At 61.9% G+C, this 22,951-nt stretch carries 22 protein-coding genes; 15 read left to right on the top strand and 7 right to left on the bottom strand.

All coding sequences use genetic code 11. The features are described 5' to 3' along the window. The first annotated feature begins 70 nt into the window (after positions 1 to 70). From GXB78_RS19440 to GXB78_RS19380, 13 genes are all read left to right on the top strand, one after another. The gene (locus GXB78_RS19440; RefSeq protein ID WP_329516628.1) at positions 71 to 1,342 is read left to right on the top strand and encodes a glutamate-5-semialdehyde dehydrogenase; all 1,272 of its coding nucleotides are present in this window, start codon (positions 71 to 73) and stop codon (positions 1,340 to 1,342) included. Next, complete coding sequence (nadD, locus tag GXB78_RS19435) at positions 1,311 to 2,033, top strand: nicotinate-nucleotide adenylyltransferase (RefSeq protein WP_408005140.1); 723 nt, start codon at positions 1,311 to 1,313, stop codon at positions 2,031 to 2,033. The genes GXB78_RS19440 and nadD overlap by 32 nt, the downstream gene beginning before the upstream one ends. Before the next feature lie 71 nt (positions 2,034 to 2,104). Beyond that, entirely contained in the window at positions 2,105 to 2,599 is a 495-nt protein-coding gene (gene rsfS, locus GXB78_RS19430) for a ribosome silencing factor (RefSeq protein ID WP_016773024.1), read from the top strand. A 9-nt stretch (positions 2,600 to 2,608) separates the two neighbouring features. Beyond that, positions 2,609 to 3,076: a 23S rRNA (pseudouridine(1915)-N(3))-methyltransferase RlmH gene (gene rlmH, locus GXB78_RS19425; RefSeq protein ID WP_011063671.1), complete on the top strand. Its 468-nt coding sequence runs from the start codon at positions 2,609 to 2,611 to the stop codon at positions 3,074 to 3,076. A 10-nt stretch (positions 3,077 to 3,086) separates the two neighbouring features. Further along, complete coding sequence (mrdA, locus tag GXB78_RS19420; protein ID WP_329516627.1) at positions 3,087 to 4,982, top strand: penicillin-binding protein 2; 1,896 nt, start codon at positions 3,087 to 3,089, stop codon at positions 4,980 to 4,982. Between the two features lie 31 nt (positions 4,983 to 5,013). Then, complete coding sequence (gene rodA / locus GXB78_RS19415; protein WP_051600793.1) at positions 5,014 to 6,117, top strand: rod shape-determining protein RodA; 1,104 nt, start codon at positions 5,014 to 5,016, stop codon at positions 6,115 to 6,117. Positions 6,118 to 6,134: 17 nt separating this feature from the next. Beyond that, entirely contained in the window at positions 6,135 to 7,145 is a 1,011-nt protein-coding gene (mltB, locus tag GXB78_RS19410; protein ID WP_329516626.1) for a lytic murein transglycosylase B, read from the top strand. Then, the gene (locus tag GXB78_RS19405) at positions 7,145 to 8,155 is read left to right on the top strand and encodes a septal ring lytic transglycosylase RlpA family protein (protein ID WP_016773027.1); all 1,011 of its coding nucleotides are present in this window, start codon (positions 7,145 to 7,147) and stop codon (positions 8,153 to 8,155) included. The genes mltB and GXB78_RS19405 overlap by 1 nt, the downstream gene beginning before the upstream one ends. 187 nt (positions 8,156 to 8,342) lie before the next feature. Next, a complete protein-coding gene (locus GXB78_RS19400; protein WP_016773028.1) occupies positions 8,343 to 9,500 on the top strand; it encodes a D-alanyl-D-alanine carboxypeptidase family protein in 1,158 nt (385 codons plus the stop codon). An 86-nt stretch (positions 9,501 to 9,586) separates the two neighbouring features. Beyond that, positions 9,587 to 9,862: a DUF493 domain-containing protein gene (locus GXB78_RS19395; protein WP_329516625.1), complete on the top strand. Its 276-nt coding sequence runs from the start codon at positions 9,587 to 9,589 to the stop codon at positions 9,860 to 9,862. Then, positions 9,862 to 10,509 (top strand): lipoyl(octanoyl) transferase LipB, encoded by a 648-nt coding sequence (lipB, locus tag GXB78_RS19390; RefSeq protein ID WP_024014445.1) that lies wholly within the window; start codon positions 9,862 to 9,864, stop codon positions 10,507 to 10,509. Before GXB78_RS19395 ends, lipB begins: the two co-directional genes overlap by 1 nt. A gap of 25 nt (positions 10,510 to 10,534) precedes the next feature. Continuing rightward, the gene (gene lipA, locus GXB78_RS19385; RefSeq protein ID WP_160768663.1) at positions 10,535 to 11,533 is read left to right on the top strand and encodes a lipoyl synthase; all 999 of its coding nucleotides are present in this window, start codon (positions 10,535 to 10,537) and stop codon (positions 11,531 to 11,533) included. Between the two features lie 311 nt (positions 11,534 to 11,844). Then, positions 11,845 to 12,810 (top strand): S66 peptidase family protein, encoded by a 966-nt coding sequence (locus GXB78_RS19380; RefSeq protein ID WP_329516624.1) that lies wholly within the window; start codon positions 11,845 to 11,847, stop codon positions 12,808 to 12,810. Between the two features lie 100 nt (positions 12,811 to 12,910). Here the strand turns inward: GXB78_RS19380 and GXB78_RS19375 are convergent, their stop codons facing one another. From GXB78_RS19375 to leuS, 5 genes are all read right to left on the bottom strand, one after another. Further along, a complete protein-coding gene (locus tag GXB78_RS19375) occupies positions 12,911 to 14,233 on the bottom strand; it encodes a lytic murein transglycosylase (RefSeq protein WP_329516623.1) in 1,323 nt (440 codons plus the stop codon). Between the two features lie 61 nt (positions 14,234 to 14,294). Then, complete coding sequence (gene arfA / locus GXB78_RS19370) at positions 14,295 to 14,459, bottom strand: alternative ribosome rescue factor ArfA (protein ID WP_329516622.1); 165 nt, start codon at positions 14,457 to 14,459, stop codon at positions 14,295 to 14,297. Between the two features lie 181 nt (positions 14,460 to 14,640). Next, complete coding sequence (gene holA, locus GXB78_RS19365) at positions 14,641 to 15,678, bottom strand: DNA polymerase III subunit delta (RefSeq protein WP_329516621.1); 1,038 nt, start codon at positions 15,676 to 15,678, stop codon at positions 14,641 to 14,643. Positions 15,679 to 15,717: 39 nt separating this feature from the next. Continuing rightward, on the bottom strand, positions 15,718 to 16,323 hold the full coding sequence (locus tag GXB78_RS19360; protein WP_329516620.1) for an LPS-assembly lipoprotein LptE: 606 nt from the start codon (positions 16,321 to 16,323) through the stop codon (positions 15,718 to 15,720). Between the two features lie 88 nt (positions 16,324 to 16,411). Beyond that, positions 16,412 to 19,018, bottom strand: coding sequence for a leucine--tRNA ligase (leuS, locus tag GXB78_RS19355; protein WP_329516619.1), 2,607 nt, complete (start codon positions 19,016 to 19,018; stop codon positions 16,412 to 16,414). Positions 19,019 to 19,273: 255 nt separating this feature from the next. Here leuS and GXB78_RS19350 point away from each other — a divergent pair, with 255 nt between their 5' ends. Further along, positions 19,274 to 19,597 carry a hypothetical protein gene (locus tag GXB78_RS19350; RefSeq protein WP_024014441.1) on the top strand — a complete coding sequence of 108 codons (324 nt, stop codon included), beginning with the start codon at positions 19,274 to 19,276 and terminating at the stop codon, positions 19,595 to 19,597. A 104-nt stretch (positions 19,598 to 19,701) separates the two neighbouring features. Further along, positions 19,702 to 20,481: a YdcF family protein gene (locus GXB78_RS19345; protein WP_329516618.1), complete on the top strand. Its 780-nt coding sequence runs from the start codon at positions 19,702 to 19,704 to the stop codon at positions 20,479 to 20,481. A gap of 90 nt (positions 20,482 to 20,571) precedes the next feature. Here GXB78_RS19345 and lnt read toward each other — a convergent pair whose 3' ends face one another. Beyond that, entirely contained in the window at positions 20,572 to 22,095 is a 1,524-nt protein-coding gene (gene lnt / locus GXB78_RS19340; RefSeq protein ID WP_329516617.1) for an apolipoprotein N-acyltransferase, read from the bottom strand. A gap of 15 nt (positions 22,096 to 22,110) precedes the next feature. Further along, entirely contained in the window at positions 22,111 to 22,950 is an 840-nt protein-coding gene (locus GXB78_RS19335; RefSeq protein WP_007909641.1) for an HlyC/CorC family transporter, read from the bottom strand. Position 22,951: the final 1 nt, after the last annotated feature.

The following is a 22,951-nucleotide window of genomic DNA, read 5'->3' as shown; positions in this document are numbered from 1 at the left end:
ACCGCTGTTAGTCCCGGGACGCGACAGCTATAATCTGCCGCTTTCCTCTTTGCCAAGACCCCAGCAGACCATGACTGAGTCCGTTCTTGACTACATGACCCGATTGGGTCGCGCCGCCCGCGCTGCCTCTCGGGTCATCGGTCGCGCCAGCACCGCGCAGAAAAACCGCGCCTTGCAGGCTGCCGCCAATGCTCTGGACGCTGCGCGCGCCGAGCTTGCCGCAGCCAATGAGCTGGATCTGGCTGCCGGGCGCGCCAATGGTCTGGAACCGGCATTGCTCGAGCGCCTGGAACTGACCCCGGCACGTATCGACGGCATGATCGTCGGCTTGCGCCAGGTCGCTGCACTGGCGGATCCGGTCGGCGCGATCCGTGACATGAGCTTCCGTCCGTCGGGGATTCAGGTCGGCAAGATGCGCGTACCGCTGGGCGTGATCGGGATCATCTACGAGTCCCGTCCGAACGTGACCATCGATGCTGCCAGCCTGTGCCTGAAGTCCGGCAACGCAACAATTCTGCGCGGCGGCTCCGAAGCGATTCACTCCAACCGCGCGATTGCCGCGTGCATTCAACGCGGTCTGGCCGAGGCCGAACTGCCCGCCGCCGTGGTGCAAGTGGTGGAAACCACTGATCGTGCCGCGGTCGGCGCGATGATCAGCATGCCCGAATACGTCGACGTCATCGTTCCGCGTGGCGGCCGTGGCCTGATCGAACGCATCAGCCGTGATGCCCGCGTGCCGGTGATCAAGCACCTGGACGGCATCTGCCACGTTTATGTCAGCGCACATGCCGACCTGGCGAAAGCCCAGCGCATTGCCTTCAACGCCAAGACTTATCGTTATGGCATCTGTGGCGCGATGGAAACCCTGCTGGTCGATCAGGCGGTTGCCAGGGATTTCCTGCCTTCGATGGCCGCGCAGTTCCGCGACAAAGGCGTCGAGCTGCGTGGTTGCGAACACACCCGGGCGGTCATCGAGGCCGTAGTGGCCACCGAGGACGACTGGCACACCGAGTACCTGGCGCCGATCCTGTCGATCCGCGTAGTCGACGGTCTGGAGCAGGCGATCGAACACATCAATCATTACGGCTCCCATCACACCGACTCGATCGTCAGCGAAAACCTCGCCGACACCCGCCGGTTCGTGGCGGAAGTCGACTCGGCCTCGGTGATGATCAACACGCCGACCTGCTTCGCCGATGGATTTGAATACGGATTGGGTGCCGAGATCGGCATTTCTACTGATAAGCTGCACGCCCGCGGCCCGGTAGGGCTTGAGGGGCTGACCTGCGAGAAGTACATCGTGGTCGGCGATGGCCAATTGCGCGGCCAGGCGACGGTCTGACTTGACCGACCTCGACCTGACAGCGCCGCACACCGGCAGCGAGTCGCGCCCGCAACGCATTGGCGTGCTGGGCGGTACGTTCGACCCGGTGCACATCGGCCATTTGCGTGGCGCGCTGGAAGTCGTCGAAGCGCTGGCGCTGGATGAGTTGCGCCTGATGCCGAACGCGCGGCCGCCACATCGTGGTACGCCGCAGGTGTCGGCGCAGGACCGGCTGGCGATGGTCGAGTGCGCGGTGGCCGGGTTGCCGCCGCTGGTGGTGGACGCCCGCGAATTGCAGCGGGACAAACCGTCCTGGACCATCGATACCCTGGAGTCGCTGCGCGCAGAGATGCCCGCCGAGACCCAGGTTTTTCTGCTTTTGGGCTGGGACGCATTTTGCGGCCTGCCCACTTGGCACCGCTGGGAAGAGTTGCTCCAGCATTGCCACATCCTGGTGCTACAGCGCCCGGACGCCGACAGCGAACCGCCGGATGCCTTGCGCAACCTGCTGGCAGCGCGTTCGGTGAGCGACCCGCTGGCCCTGAAAGGGCCGAGCGGACAGATTGCATTCGTCTGGCAGACACCGCTCGCGGTTTCCGCCACCCAGATCCGTCAACTGCTGGCCAGCGGTAAGTCGGTACGTTTCCTGGTGCCCGACGCGGTCCTGGCCTACATCGATGCGCACGGTCTGTACCGTGCGTCGAACTGAACAAGGCGTGCTTCACTGATACGAATCACCGTATCCCAAGCCGCCGAATACATGAGCAAAACGAGTTACATATGACTGATAAAGATCTACCGAAAGTAAAGCGCAAAGGCACGTTCAAGAGCGCACCACTGCCGGAAGCCGTCAACACCAACGAGCCGCTCAAGGGCGACGAACTGGTCAAGATTGCCGTCGCCGCGCTGGAAGACGTCAAGGCCCAGGACATCCAGATCATCGATGTGCGCGACAAGCAGAGCATCACTGACTACATGATCATCGCCACCGGTACCTCCAATCGCCAGATCAACGCGATGCTGGACAAGGTTCGCGAGGAAGTGAAAAAGCAGGGCGCCAAGCCGCTGGGCGAAGAAGGCAAGGGCGACAGCGACTGGGTGCTGCTCGACCTCGATCTGGTGATCGTGCACATGATGACCGCCTCGGCGCGTCAGTTCTACGACCTGGAGCGCCTGTGGGCCGGTGCCGAGCAAAGCCGTGCGGCCGATGCCAAGCATCACAGCCCGGAAAACACCCACGAGCATTTCACCAAGCTCAACAAAGACCAGTTCTAAGGGATTGCTGTGCGACTGCGCCTGATCGCCGTCGGTTCACGCATGCCCAAGTGGGTGGAAGAAGGCTGGCATGAATATGCCAAGCGTCTTCCGTCCGAACTGGCGCTCGAACTGGTGGAAATTCCGCTCAACACCCGAGGCAAGAATGCCGACGTGGCCCGTTTCATCCGCCAGGAAGGCGAAGCCATGCTGGCCAAGGTCGGGCACAACGAGCGGATCGTCACGCTGGAGGTTCACGGCAAGCCGTGGAGCACCGAGCAACTGGCGGTCGAACTCGATCGCTGGCGCCTGGATTCGCGCACGGTCAACTTCATGGTGGGCGGCCCGGAAGGGCTGGCACCGGAAGTCTGTGCCCGCGCTGACCAGCGCTGGTCGTTGTCGCCGCTGACCTTGCCGCACCCGCTGGTGCGGATCCTGATCGGCGAACAGTTGTACCGTGCCTGGACCGTGTTGTCCGGCCACCCTTACCACAAGTAAGCCTGCCCTCATGTCTCAGCCGATCCGCATCAAGGACCACGAAAAGGACGCCCGTCTGGTGCGCAGCCGCGTCGTGTTCGGTGCGATCGTGATTGTGGCGCTGATCTGTGTGCTGATCGCGCGCCTGTATTACCTGCAGGTGATCCAGTACGAGTACCACTCGACCCTGTCGGAAAACAACCGCGTCCACGTGCAGCCGATACCGCCGACGCGCGGGCTGATTTTCGACCGCAACGGCGTGGTCGTGGCCGACAACCGGCCGAGCTTCAGTCTGAGCATGACCCGCGAGCGCTCCGGCGACTGGCAACAGGTGCTCGACGTCATCGTCGAGGTGCTGGAGCTGACGCCCGAGGACCGGGTGATCTTCGAGAAACGCATGCGGCAGGGCCGCCGGCCGTTCGAGCCGGTACCGATCCTGTTCGAGCTGACCGAAGAGCAGATCGCCCGGATCGCGGTGAACCAGTTCCGCCTGCCTGGGGTGGAAGTAGTCGCGCAACTGGTCCGGCATTACCCGCAGGGCGCGCATTTTGCCCACTCGGTGGGCTACATGGGGCGGATCAACGAGAAAGAGCTGAAGTCGCTGGATCCGGTCAACTACAGCGGCACCCACCATATCGGCAAGACTGGCATCGAGCGTTTCTACGAGCCGGAATTGCACGGTCAGGTCGGTTACGAGGAAGTTGAGACCAACGCCCGTGGCCGCGTATTACGGGTTCTCAAGCGCACCGATCCGATTCCCGGCAAGGACATCGTCCTGAGCCTCGACATCAAATTGCAGGAAGCCGCCGAGGCCGCACTGGGCGGGCGACGTGGTGCGGTGGTGGCGCTCGATCCGAAAACCGGCGAGGTGCTGGCGATGGTCAGTCAGCCGAGTTTCGACCCGAACCTGTTCGTCACCGGCATCAGCTTCAAGGCCTACGCCGAGCTGCGCGATTCCATTGATCGGCCGCTGTTCAATCGGGTGCTGCGCGGCCTGTACCCGCCGGGCTCGACGATCAAACCGGCGGTGGCGATTGCCGGTCTCGACGCCGGTGTGGTCACGGCTTCCAGTCGGGTGTTCGACCCGGGCTATTACATGCTGCCCAACTACGATCACAAATACCGCAACTGGAACCGCACCGGTGACGGCTTCGTCGACCTCGACACGGCGATCATGCGTTCCAACGACACCTACTTCTATGACCTGGCGCACAAGCTCGGCATCGATCGGCTGTCGACTTACATGAACAAGTTCGGCATCGGCCAGAAGGTCTCGCTGGACATGTTCGAAGAATCCCCGGGCCTGATGCCGTCTCGCGAATGGAAGCGGGCGACGCGCAAACAGGCGTGGTTCCCCGGCGAAACCCTGATTCTCGGGATCGGCCAGGGCTACATGCAATCGACGCCGCTGCAATTGGCCCAGGCCACGGCGCTGGTGGCCAACAAGGGCATCTGGAATCGTCCGCACCTGGCCAAGTCCCTCGATGGGGTGAAGCCGGTGGATGAAAACCCGATGCCGAACATCGTCCTGCGCGACCCGTCCGACTGGAACAAGGTCAATCACGGCATGCAGCAGGTCATGCACGGTGCCCGTGGTACCGCGCGCAAAGCGGCAATCGGCGCGCAATACCGCATCGCCGGCAAGTCCGGTACCGCGCAGGTGGTGGCGATCAAGCAGGGCGAGAAATATGACCGCTCCAAGGTTCAGGAGCGCCACCGCGACCACGCCTTGTTCGTCGGTTTCGCCCCGGCCGATGACCCGAAAATTGTCGTCTCGGTGATGGTCGAGAACGGTGAGTCCGGCTCCGGCGTTGCCGCGCCGGTGGTGCGTCAGGTCATGGACGCCTGGTTGCTCGACCAGGACGGCCATTTGAAAGCCGAGTACGCCAGCCCAATCACTGCGGAGGCCACGGCCCGTGATGAATAATTTTGATCGCATGCTCTCCAGCGAGGATGTGATGCGTCGCCGCGCGACGTTGCTGCAAAGACTGCATATCGATGGCCCGCTGTTGATCCTGTTGCTGATCCTCGCTGCCGGCAGTCTGTTCGTGCTGTATTCGGCCAGCGGCAAGAGCTGGGATCTGCTCGGCAAGCAGGCCACGTCGTTCGGCATCGGTCTGGTGGCGATGATTGTCATCGCCCAGTTCGAGCCGCGTTTCATGGCCCGTTGGGTGCCGCTCGGTTACGTGATCGGCGTGGTCTTGCTGATCGTCGTCGACATCATGGGCCACAACGCCATGGGCGCCACGCGCTGGATCAACATCCCCGGGGTGATCCGCTTCCAGCCCTCGGAATTCATGAAGATCCTGATGCCGGCGACCATCGCCTGGTATCTGTCCAAACGCACCTTGCCGCCGCAGCTCAAGCACGTCGGCATCAGCCTGATGCTGATTGGCGTGCCGTTCATCCTGATCGTGCGCCAGCCCGATCTCGGTACCTCGTTGCTGATTCTCGCTGGTGGCGCCTTCGTCCTGTTCATGGGCGGCCTGCGCTGGCGCTGGATTCTCAGCGTGCTGGCGGCGGCGGTGCCGGTGTCGGTGGCGATGTGGTTCTTCGTCATGCACGACTATCAGAAGCAGCGGGTCCTGACCTTTCTCGACCCGGAAAGCGATCCGCTCGGTACCGGCTGGAACATCATTCAGTCGAAGGCCGCGATCGGTTCCGGTGGCGTATTCGGCAAAGGCTGGTTGCTCGGCACCCAGTCGCACCTCGATTTCCTTCCGGAAAGCCACACCGACTTCATCATTGCCGTGCTCGGCGAAGAGTTTGGTCTGGTGGGTATTTGCGCGCTGTTGTTGATCTACTTGCTGTTGATCGGTCGCGGGCTGGTGATCACTGCCCAGGCGCAAACGCTGTTCGGCAAATTGCTCGCCGGCGCGTTGACCATGACTTTTTTTGTTTACGTTTTCGTCAACATCGGTATGGTCAGTGGCCTGTTGCCGGTCGTGGGGGTGCCGTTGCCGTTCATTAGCTACGGAGGAACTTCGCTGGTGACGCTGCTGTCAGCGTTTGGGGTTTTGATGTCGATCCATACCCACCGCAAGTGGATCGCACAGGTTTGAATAAGGTGAAGAGTGCAATGCAAGTAATGCGTGGCTGGGCGACTCGATGCGCGCCGCTGGTTGGCCTGATGGGCCTGCTGGGGAGCGTGCAGGAAGCGCTGGCCGGCGACTATGAAGGCTCGCCGCAGGTGGCCGAGTTCGTCGGCGAAATGACCCGCGACTACGGTTTCGCCGGTGAACAACTGATGGGTGTGTTCCGCGAGGCGCAACGCAAGCAGTCGATTCTCGACGCCATCTCCAGACCCGCCGAACGGGTCAAGCAGTGGAACGAATATCGTCCGATGTTCATCACCGACGCGCGCATCGCCCGTGGTGTGGATTTCTGGCGTCAGCACGAGGCGACCCTGGCTCGTGCCGAGCAGGAATACGGCGTGCCGGCACAAGTCATCGTGTCGATCATCGGCGTCGAGACCTTTTTCGGACGTAATACCGGTAATTTCCGCGTGATCGATGCGTTGTCGACCCTCGGCTTCGACTATCCTCCCCGTGCCGAATTCTTCCGCAAGGAACTGCGTGAGTTCCTCTTGCTGGCCCGTGAAGAACAGGTCGATCCGCTGACCCTGAAAGGCTCGTACGCCGGGGCCATGGGCCTGCCGCAGTTCATGCCGAGCAGCTTTCGCGCCTACGCGGTGGATTTCGACGGTGACGGCCATATCAATATCTGGAACAACCCGGACGATGCGATCGGTAGCGTCGCCAGCTATTTCAAGCGTCATGGCTGGGTCGCCGGCGAGCCGGTGGTCAGCCGCGCCGATGTGCGCGGCGAGCAGGTCGATGAAGGCCTGACCACCGGTATCGAGCCGGTGAAAACGGTCGCAGAGTTGCGGGCGCTGGGCTGGTCAAGTCATGATGCGCTGCGCGATGATATGCCGGTTACCGCATTTCGCCTCGAAGGCGACAACGGCTCTGAATACTGGATGGGCCTGCAGAATTTCTACGCGATCACGCGTTATAACCGCAGCGTGATGTACGCCATGGCCGTACATCAACTGTCTGAACAGCTGGTACAAGCACGGGGCGTCAAGTAATGCAGGCATTGCCTAACAATAAACCCCTGAAGCTGGTGGCTTTCGCTGCGTTGGCAGTCCTGGTCGCCAGTTGCACGACCAGTCGCACGCCGACGCAGAAAACCCCGTCCACTGCTGTCCGCGCCCAACCGGGCCTGGACATCAACCGCGCGCACAAAGACGGCGCGCCGTGGTGGGATGTCGATGTTTCGCGCATCCCGGATGCGACACCGACCCTGCACACCGGCCCGTACAAGGCCAACCCGTACACCGTGCTGGGCAAGACCTATTTTCCGTTGCAGGAATCCAAGACCTACGTGGCTTCGGGCACGGCGTCCTGGTACGGCACCAAGTTCCACGGTCAGAACACCGCCAACGGCGAAGTGTATGACCTGTACGGCATGAGCGCCGCGCACAAGACCTTGCCGCTGCCAAGTTACGTTCGGGTGACCAACCTGGACAACAACAAGACCGTGATCCTGCGCGTCAACGACCGTGGACCGTTCTATTCCGATCGCATCATCGATTTGTCCTACGCGGCGGCGAAGAAACTCGGCTATGCCGAAACCGGCACCGCGCGGGTCAAGGTCGAAGGCATCGATCCGCAGCAGTGGTGGGCGGCCAAGGGCCGTCCGGCGCCGCTGATGCTCAATGAGCCGCAAGTGGCGCAGAATAGCGCGCCAGTGATTACGGCTTCGGCCGGTACCGTCGAGCAATGGACACCGCCGCCGCAGCAACACGCCGCGGCCGTGGTGCCAGTGCAGATCGATGCAAAAAAAAACGCTTCTGCACCAGCGTCTGGCCAGTATCTGCAGGTGGGCGCGTTCGCCAACCCGGACGCTGCCGAACTGCTGAGGTCGAAGCTCAGCGGGATGGTGAGCGCACCGGTGTTCATCAGCTCGATCGTGCGCAATCAGCAGACCCTGCACCGGGTACGCCTGGGACCGATCGGCTCGCCGGGTGAAATCGCCCAGGTGCAGAACAGTGTGCGGTTGGCCAATCTGGGTTCGCCCAGCGTGGTCACCGAGTAATACGTAGACCTTGATTGACGGTTCACTTGCGGTATTCGGGGGGTGAACCGGGTTGTTGGCTCGTCGAAGAACAAAAGCCCGGCAAGGGTGACTGGAGTGAGCAACTGAACATGCGATGGCCCGTTAGAAGGCTGTCTGAACAAGTTTTGCCTTCGGGCAAGTTTCCATTAGCGATTTCGAGAGACGGATGAACATCACCACCTTTGCCAAACGCCTGTGTCTGCTAGTCCCGCTGCTCCTCTCGCCAGCCGCTTTCGCGGCCGAGATGATGCCGTCGCCACCACAACTGGCCGCCAAGGCCTACGTTCTGATGGATGCCAGCAGCGGCAACGTGCTGGTCGAAAACAACGGCGACCAGCGTCTGCCACCGGCCAGCCTGACCAAGCTGATGACCGCGTACATCGCGACCCTGGAAATCCGTCGCGGCCAGATCGGTGAAAACGACCCGGTGACCGTCAGCGAAAACGCCTGGCGCACCGGCGGTTCGCGGATGTTCATCAAGGTCGGCTCGCAGGTGACTGTCAGCGACCTGCTGCACGGCATCATCATCCAGTCGGGTAACGACGCCAGCGTCGCCCTGGCCGAGCACATCGCCGGCAGCGAAGACGCATTCGCCGACCTGATGAACAAGACCGTCACCGAACTGGGCATGACCAATACCCACTTCATGAACCCGACCGGTCTGCCGAACCCTGAGCACTATTCATCGGCGCACGACATGGCGATCCTGGCCCGCGCGATCATCCACGAAGACCCGGCTCACTACGCGATCTACTCGCAGAAGGAGTTCTTCTGGAACGGCATCAAGCAGCCCAACCGCAACCTGCTGCTGTGGCGTGACAAGACCGTTGACGGTCTGAAAACCGGCCACACCGACGAAGCCGGCTACTGCATGGTGTCCTCGGCGGTACGTGACGGCCAGCGCCTGATCGCCGTAGTGTTCGGCACCAACAGCGAAGTGGCTCGCGCCGCTGAAACCCAGAAGCTGCTGACCTACGGTTTCCGCTTCTTCGAAACCCAGACCTTCTATCAGAAGGGCACTGAGCTGGCGCAGGCGCCGGTGTGGAAAGGCACCACCAGCCAGGTCAAGGCCGGCCTGGCGCAAGACCTGACCATGACCCTGCCAAAAGGCCAGCTGAAAAAGCTCGCTGCCAGCATGACCATGAACCCGCAACTGGTCGCACCAATCGCCAAGGGCGACGTGATCGGTAAAGTCGAAGTCAAACTGGAAGACAAGGTGGTGCACAGCGCCGACCTGATCGCTCTGGATGGCGTCGAGGAGGGTGGTATCTTCCGCCGCATGTGGGATAGCATCCGTCTATTCTTCTACGGCTTGTTCAACTGATTCAGTGTTGACCTGCATGGCCCCGCCCCGATCCGGTGCGGGGCCATGTGCGTTACCACGGCTTGCGCTATAGAGGCCGTTACGCCATGACCGATACCGAAGTAAAGGCGCCAAAGATCGAATTCCCTGTCAAGGATTATCCCGTCAAGGTAATCAGCGATACGGGCGTCGGCCGCAAAGACCAGATCATCGAGATCGTCAAGAAACACGCGACGATCAATGACGAGCGCATCGACGAGCGTCAAAGCAGCACCGGCAAGTACACCACCATCCAGCTGCACATCGTCGCCACCGATCAGGATCAGCTGTACAACATCAACAGCGAGCTGCGGGCGACCGGCTTCGTGCACATGGTGTTGTGATGCACGGCACGCTGGGCTTTCGCGAGCTGGGCCAGATGGCTTACGAGCCGGTCTGGCATGCCATGCAACGCTTTACCAACGAACGCGGCAACGCCGCCGCCGACGAAATCTGGCTGGTCGAGCACCCGCCGGTGTTCACCCAGGGCCAGGCCGGCAAGGCTGAACACCTGCTGCTGCCGGGAGATATTCCGGTGGTGCAGGTCGATCGTGGCGGCCAAGTGACTTATCATGGCCCCGGGCAACTGGTGGCCTATCTGTTACTGGATGTGCGCAAGCTGGGTTTCGGCGTGCGTGATCTGGTCAGCCGCATGGAAGCCTGCCTGATCGAACTGCTGGCCAGCTACGGCGTCACCGCCGCCGCCAAGCCAGATGCTCCCGGCGTGTATGTCGATGGAGCGAAAATCGCTTCTCTGGGTTTGCGCATTCGCCACGGTTGTTCCTTTCATGGCCTGGCCCTGAACGTGGATATGAACCTGGAACCGTTTCGACGGATTAATCCCTGCGGCTATGCCGGGCTGGCCATGACCCAGCTGAGCGATCACGCAGGATCGATTGAATTTGCCGAGGTAAGTGCCCGGCTGCGCGCGCAGCTCGTCAAACACCTCGACTATGCTGAGCAGACGACCCTCACGGGCGGAATCGACTGATATGACTACTGATGCAGTGCAAACCATGATCCCGACGCTCGACGTGACCGAGCGCCCGGCCCCGCGTCCCAAGGTCGAAGCCGGCGTCAAGCTGCGCGGCGCCGAGAAGGTTGCACGCATCCCGGTCAAGATCATCCCGACCACCGAACTGCCGAAGAAACCCGACTGGATTCGCGTGCGCATCCCGGTTTCGCCGGAAGTCGACCGCATCAAGAGCCTGCTGCGCAAGCACAAGCTGCACAGCGTCTGCGAAGAAGCGTCCTGCCCGAACCTCGGCGAATGTTTCTCCGGCGGCACCGCGACCTTCATGATCATGGGCGATATCTGCACCCGTCGCTGCCCGTTCTGCGACGTTGGCCACGGTCGTCCGAAGCCACTGGACGTCAACGAGCCGGAAAGCCTGGCCATCGCCATCGCCGACCTCAAGCTCAAGTACGTGGTGATCACCTCGGTGGACCGCGACGACCTGCGTGACGGCGGTGCCCAGCACTTTGCCGACTGCATCCGCGAGATCCGCAAACTGTCGCCGAACGTGCAGCTCGAGACCCTGGTTCCGGACTACCGTGGCCGCATGGACATCGCCCTGGAAATCACCGCCGCCGAGCCGCCGGATGTGTTCAACCACAACCTGGAAACCGTGCCGCGCCTGTACAAGGCTGCGCGTCCGGGTTCGGATTACCAGTGGTCGCTGACCCTGCTGCAGCGCTTCAAGCAGATGATGCCGCACATCCCCACCAAGTCCGGCCTGATGCTGGGGCTGGGCGAGACCGACGAGGAAGTCATCGAAGTCATGAAGCGCATGCGCGAACACGACATCGACATGCTGACCCTCGGCCAGTACCTGCAACCGTCGCGCAGCCACTTGCCGGTGCAGCGTTTCGTGCACCCGGATACCTTCGCCTGGTTCGCCGAAGAAGGTTACAAGATGGGCTTCAAGAACGTTGCGTCGGGCCCGCTGGTACGCTCCTCGTACCACGCCGACGAGCAGGCGAAGCTGGTCAAGGCCGAGCTGCTGGGTTCCTGATTCAGCGCCGATGCAAAAATGCCCGCCGAGGACTGTCCTTCGGCGGGCATTTTTTTGACTGAGGGAAGGCATTGCTACGGCTTTGCATCAGTGGTGGACTCGCCCCTCACCCCAGCCCTCTCCCGAAGGAGAGGGAGCCGATTTCCTTACTCCTCAAGCTTTCATTCAACCCGGTCGTTCATATCAACGCATTGGTCGCGATCATCCCGATCAGTTCCCTCTCCCTCCGGGAGAGGGTATGGGTGAGGGGCTTTTGTTTGCCTATGCAGCTGACTACTGTGTGTACATGACTTTACCGATGGAGCCCAAGGATGACCGTTCGACCGAGCCACACCCTCATTGCCCACCGAGCCGTACCGGCGTTGCCTTCCGAAGGGATGATTGGCGTCATAGCGCCTGCCGGCCCCGGCATGCTCGATACTGAACAGGCGCTGCAATGGATGCGCGCCCGCGGCTATGGGCTGAAGGTGTTTCCCGGTGTTTACGAGAAGGATGGCTATCTCGCCGGCGGTGATGACGTACGGCTGCGCGATCTGCACGCGGCATTCGCCGATCCCGAAGTCGATGCGATCATTTGCCTGCGCGGTGGCTACGGTACGCCGCGTCTGCTGGATCGAATCGACTACGACCTGCTCAGCCGTAACGCCAAACCGTTTGTCGGCTACAGCGACATCACCGCGCTGCATCTGGCCATCAGTCGCTATGCCGGGTTTGTGACCTTTCATGGCCCGCTGCTCAATGCCGACCTGTTGGGCGACAAGGAGCCGCCGACCGTCACTTCATTCTTCGCCATGCTACGCGGGCAAATGAAGTCAGGGAGTGTGCTGAGCCATCCGGCGGCGTATCCGTTATCAACCGTCGAACCGGGCATTGCCCATGGGCGGTTGCTTGGCGGCAATCTGGCGATGATCGCTGCAACTCTCGGCACGCCCTACGAGATTGATGTCGAAGGGGCGATTTTTTTTATCGAGGACATCAACGAGCCGCTGTACCGTATCGACCGCCTGCTGACCCAGATGCGTCTGGCCGGCAAGTTGGCGAGGCTGCGCGGTGTGCTGGTCGGCGATATCGCCGGGGTGGAAGTCGACGCGTTGAATCGCTTGCTCAAGCAGACCTTCGAGCCTTTGCGGATTCCAGTGCTGTCGGGTTGGCGCAGTGGCCATTGCGACCCGAATCTGACGTTGCCGTTGGGCGCGCTGGTGCGCCTGGATGCGGGGAAGCAGGAGTTGATACTGGAGCAGGATGTGGTGGTCAAGGCTGAACGGGTTATTACTTGATAGTGAGTCTTCGCGAGCAGGCTCGCTCCCACATTGGAATACGGTCAACTGTGGGAGCGAGCCTGCTCGCGAAAGCGATATCCGCCATATGGCAGTCTTTCTATTGGGCGCGAAGGCTCTCAAGCAACTTGTGCGTCGGATAACCATCCGCAGGCCAGCCCAGCGCCTGCTGCGCACTACGAATCGCCTTGCGCGTGTTCGCGCCGATAATCCCGTCCGCCGTGCCGGCGTCGTAATTGCGCGCGCTCAACAGCGTTTGCAATTCGATGCGCTCGGTGCGGCTCAGCGGCAGGTCATCTTTCGGCCAGCTGCCATTGATCAGGCCCGCGCCTTCGAAGCGCTCGGACAACAGACTCACCGCCAGCGCATAGGACGACGAATTGTTGTACTTGAGAATCGCGCGGAAGTTATCGAGGATCAGAAACGCCGGGCCGCGATAACCGGCCGGCAACAGCAGGGCAGCGGACAGTTGCTCGGAGCCTGCTGGCGCCTGCGCACCATTGGGCAGGCTCACGCCCAGTTGCCGCCATTCGGCGACGCTTTTGCGAATCGTGCCATCCGCCAGGGTGTAGTTGAAGCCGCTCGGCAGCTGCACTTCGAAACCCCACGGCTGACCACGCTGCCAGCCCGAGCTTTGCAGGTAATGCGCGGTCGAGGCCAGCGCATCGGCCGGACTGCCCCAGATGTCGCGGCGACCGTCACCGTCAAAATCCACGGCGTGGGTGTTGTAAGTGGTCGGAATGAACTGGGTCTGGCCCATCGCGCCGGCCCAGGAACCGAGCATTTTCTCCGGAGTGATATCGCCCTGTTGCAGAATCTGCAGGGCGGCGATCAATTGCGCGTGAGCAAAGCCCGGACGACGGCCTTCATAGGCGAGGGTGGCCAGCGAGTTGATGACCGACTTGCTGCCCTGGAACTGGCCGAAATTGCTTTCCATGCCCCACACCGACACCAGCGCCTGGCGATCAACGCCATAACGCTGCTCGATGCTTTGCAGAATATCGGCGTACTCGTTGATCAGCGCCTGACCTTTGCGCACACGCAACGGCGACAGTGCACCGTCGAGGTATTCCCACACCGGGCGGGAAAACTCCGGCTGACTGCGATCGGCGCGGATCACGCTGGCGTCGAAGCTGACATTGGCAAATGCCTGATCGAACAGCTCGGGGCGAATCCCGGCGGCGAGGGCGTCCTTGCGGAAACCGGCCTGCCATTCGGCGAAGGTCTGGGTCGGTTGAATATCGAGCGGATCGGCGGACGGCACTACCGGCGGGATGATCGCTGGGGCCGTGGCCACGGGGGCGGCTTGAAGCGGTTGTGCATCGGCGGCGGTAGGTTTTTCCGCGCAGGCGACAAGCAGAATGAAGCTGGAGGCAGCGATCAATTGGCGCACGGGCCAACGACGGGAAAGACTTGGGGGCATGCACAGTTCCAGGGGAAACGAATCAGGTGCAGACCTTAACATGAGCGGGGGGTGGTGCGCTTCAGGCAGCCAGAAAGTAAAAAGCCTCCCGGTCGTCAGACTGGAAGGCTTCGCGGCGGTAGCTGCCTTTGCCCTTGGCTGGTCGTTCCTGACGACTGCGGAACAAGGGCTGGGCGACGATGGATTTGGCCTTGTTGGGGCCATGCTTTGCTGGCTTTTTGCTCATGAAGGTTCTCTCGGTGTGGTGGTTTTGCGCCGAGAATAATCTGCCGATGTGGCGCGCCTGTCCAGTAGCTCATGCGTAGGAATATTCTGGCGCTTTCGCGAGCAGGCTCGCTCCCACATTGGAACGCGGGCACCTGTGGGAGCGAGCCTGCTCGCGAATGGACGCTACGTGATCAAATGCCTTACTCGGCAGGCAAAGTCAGTCGCTGGCCTGACATCAATAGAGCCAGGCGACTCAGGCTCATCCACGGCGAACCCGCCGCCTGGCCCTTGATCTGCGCATCGATACGCTGGGCTTCGAGCAGCAACTGCGCCCAGCGTTGCGCCGAGTAGCGTTGCAGGGCCTTGCTCATCAGCGGTTTGCGCTTGTCCCAGACCGGCGGTTTCGACTGGCTGAAGCACTTGTCCAGCGGTGTGCCCTGGCTGTATTGCAGGGAGATATTGGCCAGCAGGCGCAACTCCCGCGCCAGCGCCCAGAGGATCACCGGCGGTTCGACGCCTTCGCCGCGCAAACCTTCAAGCATGCGCAAGGCGTGGGCCGGTTCGCCGTTGAGCACCGCGTCAGTCAGGCCGAACACGTCGAACCGCGCACTGTCGGCCACGGCGGCCTGCACGGTTTCGACGGTGATCTGCCCACCTTCGGCCATCAGTTTGAGCTTTTCGATTTCCTGGGCGGCGGCGAGCAGGTTGCCCTCGACACGTGCGGCAATCAATTCGACAGCGTCCTGACTGGCCGACAGGCCTGCCTGTGACAATCGCTGACGAATCCAGCTCGGCAGCTGATTGGCATCCACCGGCCAGATCTGCACGAACTGGGTTTGCTGGCCTTCGACCAGGGCCTTGCCCCACTTGGTTTTCTGCGCACTGCCATCGAGCTTGGGCAAGCTGATCAGCAGCACAGTGTCTTCGGCGGGGCGCGAGCAGTATTCGATCAGCGCTGCAGCACCCTTGTCGCCAGGCTTGCCCGAGGGCAGGCGCAGCTCCAGCAGGCGTTTTTCGGCGAACAGCGACATGCTCGCGCCGGCCTGCAGCAACGTACCCCAATCGAAATTGGCGTCGGCGGCGAAGACCTGGCGTTCGTCGAAACCTTGCTGGCGGGCAGCAGTGCGGATGGCGTCGGCGGCTTCCTGACACAGCAGCGGGTCATCGCCGCTGATGATGTAGACCGGCGCGAGTGCGCCTTGCAGGTGTTTGCCGAGTTGTGCGGGAGCGAGCTTCATAAGGAAGGGCGAGCGGGGCGCCTGAGCGCCCCGGCCGTCTTACTGCTGCGGGATTTCGAGCGGCGAGTGACGCGGCGTTTCCGCCTCAGCCTTTTGTGCCGCTTCCAGCGCATCGGCTTCAGCCTTGGCGCGGTCGTTGGCGGTTTGCTGCAGTTGCTGCAACTGGCCCGGGGTCAGTTGCGACAGGCGCAGCATCATGCGCTGGACCAGCTCGCGGCGGATTTCATGACGGGCGTCGTTGGCTTCCTGATCGGAGCCGACGAGGTTGTTGCCGTCGTGAATGAAGACCTTCTGTACTTCCAGCTTGTCGCTGATCAGTGACAGGTTTTTCTCGCCGCGGATGTCATAGCTCAGCACGGTATTGACCTGATACTCGCCTGTGCGACCGGCACCTGCATAGCTGAGGATGCGCTGGCTTTCCTGCTCGTCAGCCAGGTACAGCTTGTACGGCGCGCCGCTGTAGACCTTGACGCCGCTGGACTCCAGCGTCTGACGCAGCTGTGTCACGGTTTCGCCGTAAGCGTTACGCGCGCTCAGGTCGATTTCCTTGATCGACAGTTCGTTGGTGCCGGTACCACGCAATTGGAAACCGCAGGCGCTCAGCAGAACGGCGAGGCCCATCACCAGCAGATTGCGTTTGATCATTGTGTTGCTCCCCTTGAAACCAGGTGAGCCGACTCTGCGGCCCGAAAGGTTTTACTGGGTGCCAGGCGAGCCCGGCACCCGATCCAATTTAGCTGGCGACGATGTTGACCAGTTTGCCCGGCACCACGATCACTTTGCGAATGGTCAGGCCGTCGACGAAACGCAGCACGTTTTCGTTGACGCGCGCTGCGGCTTCGATTTCTTCGCGAGTGGCGCTGGCCGGCATTTCGATCTGCCCGCGCAGCTTGCCGTTGACCTGAATGACCAGGGTCAGGTTGTCCTGCACCAGAGCGCTTTCGTCCACGGCCGGCCAGCCTGCATCGATGACCGCATCGGCGTGACCGAGCTGCTTCCACAGTTCGTGGCTGATGTGCGGGGTGATCGGTGCCAGCAGCAGGGTCACCGCTTCCAGACCCTCGTGCAGCAGCGCGCGGTCCTGTTCGGTGGCTTGCGCGGCTTTTTCCAGCACGTTCATCAGTGTCATGACTTGCGCGATGGCGGTGTTGAATTTGTGGTTCTGGCCGACGTCATGGCTGGCCTGCCTGATCGCCAGGTGAATCGCGCGACGCACGGTTTTCTGCTCGTCGCTCAGCGCGGCGATGTCCAGTTTGCCCGGCAAGCCCTGGGTGACGTGGGCTTGCGCCAGACGCCAGACGCGCTTGAGGAAACGGTGCGAACCTTCGACGCCGGAGTCGGACCATTCCGCGCTCATGTCAGGCGGCGAGGCGAACATCATGAACAGGCGGCAGGTGTCGGCACCGAACTGGTCGATCATCGACTGCGGGTCGACGCCGTTGTTCTTCGACTTGGCCATCTTCTCGGTGCCGCCGATTTCCACCGGCAGGCCGTCGGACTTCAGCCTGGCGCTGATGACCTTGGCTTTGCTGTCACGCTCCAGTTCCACGTCCGCCGGGTTGAACCAGGTGTAGGCGCCGTTGGCTTCGCGACGATAGTAAGTCTCGGCGATTACCATGCCCTGGGTCAGCAGGTTCTTGAACGGCTCGTTGGAGCTGACCAGACCTTCGTCGCGCATCAACTTGTGGAAGAAGCGCGCGTAGAGCAGGTGAAGAATGGCGTGCTCGATACCACCGATGTACTGATCCACCGGCAGCCAGTGGTCGGCTGCGGATTTCTCCACCAGTCCACCTTCAAAATGCGGCGAGGCGTAGCGGGCGTAGTACCACGACGACTCGACGAAGGTGTCCATGGTGTCGGTTTCACGCTTGGCAGGCTGGCCGCATTTCGGGCAAGTGCACTCGTAGAACTCGGGCATGCGCGCCAGCGGCGAACCGGCGCCGTCCGGCACCACGTCTTCCGGCAGAACGACAGGCAGTTGATCTTCCGGCACCGGCACGTCGCCGCACGCGGCGCAATGGATGATCGGGATCGGGCAGCCCCAGTAGCGCTGGCGGCTGATGCCCCAGTCGCGCAGGCGGAACTGGGTGCGCGAGGCGCCCAGCTCTTTTTTGATCAGGGCCACTTCCATGGCGTCGAACGCGCCGGCGAAGTCGAGACCGTCGAATTCACCAGAGTTGATCAGCGTGCCGTGCTCGCCATAGGCGTCCTGCCACGGCGCCGGGTTGGTGTCACCGGAGCTGGTGCGCACCACCGATTTCACCGGCAGGTTGTACTTGTGGGCGAATTCGAAGTCGCGCTCATCGTGCGCCGGGACCGCCATGACCGCGCCGTCGCCGTAATGCATCAGCACATAGTTGGCGACCCACACCGGCAGTTTCTCGCCGGTCAGCGGGTGCTCGACGAACAGGCCGGTCGGCAGGCCTTTCTTTTCCTGGGTGGCGACGTCGGCTTCAGCGACGCTGCCGCCCTTGCATTCAGCGATGAACGCTTGCAGCTCAGGATTGTTCTGCGCGGCCAGGGTGGCCAGCGGGTGCTCGGCAGCCACGGCGACATAAGTCGCGCCCATCAGGGTGTCCGGACGGGTGGTGAAGACTTTCAGGGTGCCGGCTTCGCCGATCGAGTCGACGTTGTACGGGAACTGCACTTCCATGCCACGGGACTTGCCGATCCAGTTGCGCTGCATGGTTTTGACCTGTTCCGGCCAGCCAGTCAGTTCGTCGAGGCTTTCCAGCAGTTCGTCCGCATAGGCGGTGATCTTGAAGTAGTACATCGGGATTTCGCGCTTTTCGATCAGCGCGCCGGAGCGCCAGCCGCGTCCGTCGATAACTTGCTCGTTGGCCAGTACGGTCTGATCGACCGGGTCCCAGTTGACGGTGCCGTTCTTGCGGTAGATCACGCCTTTTCCGAACAGGCGAGTGAACAGCCATTGTTCCCAGCGGTAGTAGTCCGGCTTGCAGGTGGTCACTTCACGGGACCAGTCCACCGCGAGGCCGAGGCTGCGCAGCTGCGACTTCATGTAGGCGATGTTTTCGTAGGTCCACTTGGCGGGCGCTACGTTGTTCTTCATTGCGGCGTTTTCCGCCGGCATGCCGAACGCATCCCAACCCATTGGCTGCAGAACGTTCTTGCCCTGCATGCGCTGGTAGCGCGAGATCACGTCGCCGATGGTGTAGTTGCGCACGTGGCCCATGTGCAGCTTGCCGCTGGGGTAAGGGAACATCGACAGGCAGTAGTAGGTTTCCTTGCCTGGCTGTTCACTGACTTCAAAGGACTTTTGCTCATCCCAGAACGACTGGGCGGCGGCTTCGATCTCACGGGGCTGATATTGTTCGTGCATGGCTACTTTTGTACTGGATAGGGGTGGCCTAATCCTCTTCGACGGCGGCATCCGGGATGGCCCGGGTGCGCTGGAAGTGGAATGACAGGAAGCGCCGTAGCATACATGACCGCGCTTGGCCGAGGGAAACCCTGATTACAGCCGATTGCCAGAGGGTTTGGGTGGCGAGGGCCGTTGGTCGCGGCGTGTAGCCGGTTCGTGCAGCGAAGCTAAGCTCTAACTGGGGAGTGAGTCTTATCTTCAATGAGGTGAGGGATGGTGGAGCAACGGAAAAAAAACGTAACGAAACCCGAGTTGTACGAAAGGTTGATCGATCGTCTGGGCATGGCGCTGGACGCCGTGAAAACCGCTGACCGGCTGCGCGACGAGCGCCCCCTGGAGCTGGAATTGCGTGGCTTGAGCCCCGCCGAGTTCAAACTGGTCAAGGCCTATCTGGATCGCAGTGAACGTGAAACGCAGGGATGCCTGTCGCAAGCAGTGAAGCAACTCGATGCAGCACATTCGGCCAAGGTCATCTGGCTCAAGGACAAGGCGCCGCGCAGAGACACCGGCAAGGTGCGTTCTGTGCAGGCCAAGTAAGCGCATGGCAGGTCAGGAAGCGGATCTTCTGCAACAGGATCCCGCCTTTGGTTGTAACCCTTGATTAACACTCTTAGGCTTCGGGCATCTTTTGGAGATGCCCGATGCCCTTTCGATACTTCATCAAACAACTGCTCTTGCCGCCCGGCATTCTTTTGCTGCTGTTGCTGGCCGCCTGGTGGCTGCGCCGCTCGCGGCCGCGCCTGGCTGGCGTGTGTTTCGCCCTCGGCTTCGGCGGGCTGTGGCTGATGAGCCTGCCGGTGGTGGTGCAGTGGGGCGCCAAGGCCCTTGAGCGCGAGCCGCCGCTGGCCCGGCAGGAATGGCCGACGCTGGCGCAACGCGCCGATGCGATTGTGGTGCTGGGCTCGGGGCGCGAGCGCGGTGATCTGGCCTGGGGCGAAGACCAGCCGACCGGCGTCGGCCTCGAGCGTCAACGTTACGCGGCGCGCCTGGCCAAGGCTTCGGGATTGCCGATCCTGACCAGCGGCGGTCTGCATTACGGCACGCCCCCGACCGAAGCGAAATTGATGGCGGATTCGTTGCGTGATGACTTCGACGTGAGCGTGCGCTGGCAGGAAGGCGAGAGCCGCACCACATGGGAAAACGCGAAGATGACGGCAGATATTCTCTTGCCGCAGGGGATCAAACGGGTCGTCGTGGTCACGCAGGCGTGGCACATGCCGCGTGCGGTGTGGAGCTTTGAGCAGGCGGGTTTTGAGGTAGTGCCGGCACCGGTGGGCTTTTTAGGCACTGACAACGCCCGGCCGTTTGGCGGCTGGCTGCCGGAATTCAAGTCGATCTGGCAGAGCGGGCAGTTGCTCAATGAAGCGGTGGGGCAGGTGGGGTATTCGCTGTTTTACCGAAGTGATGCCAAGCACGATTGACTCGGTGCTGCTAACACCCTCTTCGCGAGCAGGCTCGCTCCCACATTGAAATGCATGCCAAATGTGGGAGCGAGCCTGCTCGCGAAGCTTTTAAAGGGTCTTCGACATCCGGCTCGCCATCAGCGCCCAGCCAAACAGCAGCAGGCACAACACGATCAACGGCCACGAGCGCCATTGCAGATACGGCGTCAGGTCATGCATCGGCACCACTTCGCCGTACAGCACGCCCTGTTCGAACTGTGGAATCTGCGCGGTGATCTGCCCAAACGGGTTGATCAGCCCGGTGACGCCGTTGTTGGTAGCGCGGATCATCCAGCGTCCGGCCTCCAGCGCGCGCATCTGCGCCATTTGCAGATGTTGCAGCGGTCCGATAGAGGTGCCGAACCAGGTGTCGTTGCTGATCGTCAGCAACAGATCACTGCGTGCCGACAAGCCAGCGGCGAATTCCGGGTACACCACTTCGTAGCAGATAAACGGTGCGATCTGGTAACCCTTGGCCTGCAACAGCGCCTGGTCGGAAGGGCCGCGAGCGAAGTCCGACATGGGCAGGTCGAAGAACGCGATCAATCCGCGCAACACATCCTGCAACGGCACGTATTCGCCGAACGGCACCAGTTTCTGCTTCAGATAAGTGCCGTCGCCTTCGCCGACCACGGTGATGCCGTTGAAGAAGCGTTTCTCTTTATGCACTGTCTGGCGGATCGGCACGCCGGTGATAAGCGCCGATTTACGCTCGGCGGCGAAGCTGCCCATCATCGTCAGGTAGCCCTCGGCGGACTCCTTCAGCACCGGCACGGCGGTTTCCGGCCAGATCAGCAAGTCGACCGGTTTGGAACGGAAACTCAAGTCGCGGTACAGCGCCAGTTGTGCGTTGAGCTCGGCCGGGTCCCATTTCATGCTTTGCGCGACGTTGCCCTGAATCGCAGCCACCGTCAGCGGTGCGCCGGACGGGCTGGTCCAGGCGTGGCCTTTGAGGGCGACGCCCGCTATCCAAGGGCCCAGCAGCAGGACCAGGCCGGCAGCGATAAAGCCTTTGCGGCGAGTCTGCAACAAGCGCGGCGCGTTGTAGATCAGTGCTGCCGTCAGGGCCAGCACGAACGACACCAGCCACATACCGCCCACCGGCGCGAGCCCGGCCAGCGGACCGTCGAGCTGACTGTAACCGGAATACAGCCACGGAAAACCGGTGAGGAACCAGCCGCGAAACGCTTCCTGGCCGACCCACAACGCCGCAAAGGCCAAGGCATCCGCCAGCGGCGCCTCGTTACGGCGCAACCAGCGCGCCCACAACCAGGCGGGCAGGGCGAAGAACCAGGCAATCGCCGCGGTGAACAGCAGCATCAGGAACCCGGCGAGCAACACCGAAGCGCCGCCAAAATGGTGAATGCTGTAATAGATCCAACTCGTGCCGGCGCCAAACAGGCCGAAGCCGAAGCACCAGCCACGACCCAGCGCCTGACGAGGGCTCAGCTCACGCAAACCGGCATAGAACAGACCGACCGCCAGCAACGCCAGCGGCCAGATGTCGAACGGGGCAAGAGCGAACGTGGTGATTGCACCGGCCGCCACGGCCAGCAGGTTACCGGGCCAGCCGGGGCGGGTAGTCCAGCGCATTTCTTTCCTTAATTTTTACCGAGCGATTGGCGTCAGACGCAGCAAATGAATCCGACGGCTGTCGGCGTTCAGGATGCGGAAACGGTAAGCGCCGATTTCAGTGATTTCGTTGCGTTTTGGCAAGTGGCCGAACGCGCTCATCACCAGGCCGCCGACGGTGTCGAACTCGTCGTCGGAGAATTCGCTGTCGAAGAACTCGTTGAAGTTCTCGATCGGCGTCAGTGCCTTGATCAGGAAATCACCGCTGGGCAGCGGCTTGATGTAGCTGTCTTCTTCGACGTCGTGCTCGTCTTCGATGTCGCCGACGATCTGTTCCAGCACGTCCTCGATGGTCACCAGGCCGGCCACGCCGCCGTATTCGTCGATGACGATGGCCATGTGGTTGTGGTTGGCGCGGAATTCACGCAGCAACACGTTCAGACGCTTGGACTCCGGCACGAAGGTGGCCGGGCGCAGCAGGTCCTTGATGTTGAAGCTGTCGCCGTTCTCCTTGAGGATCAGCGGCAGCAGGTCCTTGGCCAGCAGCACGCCCATCACGTCGTCATGGCTTTCGCCGATGACCGGATAGCGCGAGTGGGCCGAGTCGACCACGGCAGGGAGGAATTCGCGGGGTGTCTGGGTCGCCTTGATGCTGATCATCTGCGAGCGCGGCACCATGATGTCGCGTACTTGCAGGTCAGCCACCTGGATGGCGCCTTCGACGATGGCCAGCGCTTCGCTGTCCAGCAGTTTGTTCTGATGTGCATCACGCAGCAGCTCGAGGAGCTCCTGACGGTTCTTCGGCTCGTGGGCAAAAGCCTGGGTGAGCTTACCCAGCCATGACTTCTGCCCGTTGCTCGATCGATCTTCGCTCATA

It is taken from the genome of Pseudomonas moraviensis subsp. stanleyae, from assembly GCF_036283065.1.
Taxonomy (GTDB): Bacteria; Pseudomonadota; Gammaproteobacteria; order Pseudomonadales; family Pseudomonadaceae; genus Aquipseudomonas; species Aquipseudomonas stanleyae.
This window is presented reverse-complemented; position numbering and strand designations above follow the sequence as displayed.

Coding starts and splice junctions, on each gene's coding strand:
- GXB78_RS19440 (WP_329516628.1), top strand. CDS start 71: ATGACTGAGTCCGTTCTTGACTACATGACCCGATTGGGTCGCGCCGCC.
- nadD (WP_408005140.1), top strand. CDS start 1,311: ATGGCCAATTGCGCGGCCAGGCGACGGTCTGACTTGACCGACCTCGAC.
- rsfS (WP_016773024.1), top strand. CDS start 2,105: ATGACTGATAAAGATCTACCGAAAGTAAAGCGCAAAGGCACGTTCAAG.
- mrdA (WP_329516627.1), top strand. CDS start 3,087: ATGTCTCAGCCGATCCGCATCAAGGACCACGAAAAGGACGCCCGTCTG.
- rodA (WP_051600793.1), top strand. CDS start 5,014: ATGCGTCGCCGCGCGACGTTGCTGCAAAGACTGCATATCGATGGCCCG.
- mltB (WP_329516626.1), top strand. CDS start 6,135: ATGCAAGTAATGCGTGGCTGGGCGACTCGATGCGCGCCGCTGGTTGGC.
- GXB78_RS19405 (WP_016773027.1), top strand. CDS start 7,145: ATGCAGGCATTGCCTAACAATAAACCCCTGAAGCTGGTGGCTTTCGCT.
- GXB78_RS19400 (WP_016773028.1), top strand. CDS start 8,343: ATGAACATCACCACCTTTGCCAAACGCCTGTGTCTGCTAGTCCCGCTG.
- GXB78_RS19395 (WP_329516625.1), top strand. CDS start 9,587: ATGACCGATACCGAAGTAAAGGCGCCAAAGATCGAATTCCCTGTCAAG.
- lipB (WP_024014445.1), top strand. CDS start 9,862: ATGCACGGCACGCTGGGCTTTCGCGAGCTGGGCCAGATGGCTTACGAG.
- lipA (WP_160768663.1), top strand. CDS start 10,535: ATGATCCCGACGCTCGACGTGACCGAGCGCCCGGCCCCGCGTCCCAAG.
- GXB78_RS19380 (WP_329516624.1), top strand. CDS start 11,845: ATGACCGTTCGACCGAGCCACACCCTCATTGCCCACCGAGCCGTACCG.
- GXB78_RS19375 (WP_329516623.1), bottom strand. CDS start 14,233: ATGCCCCCAAGTCTTTCCCGTCGTTGGCCCGTGCGCCAATTGATCGCT.
- arfA (WP_329516622.1), bottom strand. CDS start 14,459: ATGAGCAAAAAGCCAGCAAAGCATGGCCCCAACAAGGCCAAATCCATC.
- holA (WP_329516621.1), bottom strand. CDS start 15,678: ATGAAGCTCGCTCCCGCACAACTCGGCAAACACCTGCAAGGCGCACTC.
- GXB78_RS19360 (WP_329516620.1), bottom strand. CDS start 16,323: ATGATCAAACGCAATCTGCTGGTGATGGGCCTCGCCGTTCTGCTGAGC.
- leuS (WP_329516619.1), bottom strand. CDS start 19,018: ATGCACGAACAATATCAGCCCCGTGAGATCGAAGCCGCCGCCCAGTCG.
- GXB78_RS19350 (WP_024014441.1), top strand. CDS start 19,274: ATGGTGGAGCAACGGAAAAAAAACGTAACGAAACCCGAGTTGTACGAA.
- GXB78_RS19345 (WP_329516618.1), top strand. CDS start 19,702: ATGCCCTTTCGATACTTCATCAAACAACTGCTCTTGCCGCCCGGCATT.
- lnt (WP_329516617.1), bottom strand. CDS start 22,095: ATGCGCTGGACTACCCGCCCCGGCTGGCCCGGTAACCTGCTGGCCGTG.
- GXB78_RS19335 (WP_007909641.1), bottom strand. CDS start 22,950: ATGAGCGAAGATCGATCGAGCAACGGGCAGAAGTCATGGCTGGGTAAG.